3 protein-coding genes are annotated in these 1133 nt (G+C 60.7%); 2 read left to right on the forward strand and 1 reads right to left on the reverse strand.

The window, feature by feature from the left end:
* Window positions 1-27: 27 nt before the first annotated feature.
* Window positions 28-441: a hypothetical protein gene (locus J0I64_RS03740; protein WP_291406271.1), complete on the reverse strand. Its 414-nt coding sequence runs from the start codon at window positions 439-441 to the stop codon at window positions 28-30.
* Window positions 442-450: 9 nt separating this feature from the next.
* Here J0I64_RS03740 and J0I64_RS03745 point away from each other — a divergent pair, with 9 nt between their 5' ends.
* Window positions 451-774: a hypothetical protein gene (locus J0I64_RS03745; RefSeq protein ID WP_291406272.1), complete on the forward strand. Its 324-nt coding sequence runs from the start codon at window positions 451-453 to the stop codon at window positions 772-774.
* A gap of 165 nt (window positions 775-939) precedes the next feature.
* On the forward strand, window positions 940-1133 hold a 194-nt coding region (locus J0I64_RS03750; RefSeq protein ID WP_291406273.1), incomplete at its 3' end, for an ABC transporter substrate-binding protein.

A 1133-nucleotide genomic window follows, 5' to 3' on the forward strand; every position in this document is an offset into this window, starting at 1 on the left:
GTTATGAAAAGAATTTTGATTTCGTTTCTACCTCTGGTCTTGATCGCGAGTGTATCGGTGCCTGTTCAGGCGCAGAATCTGCTTGGCATCATCGGCGGAAGTGGTGAAAACGCGTTGATCACCATCGGGTCGGGGGATGCCTCGAATAGCGGTCTGGTGAATATCGGCGTTGGCGGAAACCAGCTCCTCGATGCCCAGGTGGGTGGTGGTTCCAACCTCGCTACCGCGACCGTTGGCAGTGGGGGCGGGAAGTTGGTGGATGCCAATGTCGGCCTTCTGAATGGTGCGGTTGGAGTCGAGGCAACCGTTGGCGGTGGTAGCCTTGCCAATGTTGGTGTCTCGATAGGCGCGGGCGGCCGCGGCGGTACGGGTGGCAATGGCGGAAATGGTGGAAATGGCGGCGCCGGCGGAAATGGCGGTGGCATCGGCAATGGTGGCCATGCCCCGATCTTGTCCGCGTCGGGCGGCTCCAATTTCTCGGCCGCTTGTGCCGGCACCAGCCCGCGTGAAGTTGAACGGCTGATCCAGGGTACGCAGATTAGTGGCTCCTGGCAGCGCGCCAGCAATGTCCAGATCCGTCGCGTCGATCTCTGCCCGGAAATGCGCAGCTGGCTGGCTGCGGCCCTGACCAATTCCGGCCTGGGGCCAACGCTGAGGTCTGCGGTGCGGAGCGACAGCCTGCTCAGCGCTTCGCTGGATCGCTCGTCCTACAAGTCGGACCGCGTCTTTGCGGTGCACCAGCGCGGTAACCAGCTGACCGTGTTCGTTTACTAGCGCTGCGGGGCAGGCCGGTTTACCCGGCCTGCCTTCATTTGGGCGGCGGTGTGATTATATTTTGTGCAGACTATGAAATTGGTGTCTTTGTGAGCAGTTTTTGCTTGCGCCCCGAAAAATGCTGCGCTTGTCTTGGCGTCGCAATTTCTTTTGGGGACGTCATTCATGCTCAACCGTCGGCATTTCACCGCCGCCATACTGCTTGGTTCGCTCGCCCTTTCCGTGCCCGCCATGGCGCAGACGGATATCAAGCTCACGCTCGACTGGCGCTTCGAAGGCCCCGCGGCAGGCTTCCTGCTCGCCCAGGACAAGGGCTATTTCGCCGATGAGGGGCTGAACGTCACGGTAGACACCGGCAA

Source organism: Devosia sp., assembly GCF_017307565.1.
In the GTDB taxonomy this organism is placed as follows: domain Bacteria; phylum Pseudomonadota; class Alphaproteobacteria; order Rhizobiales; family Devosiaceae; genus Devosia.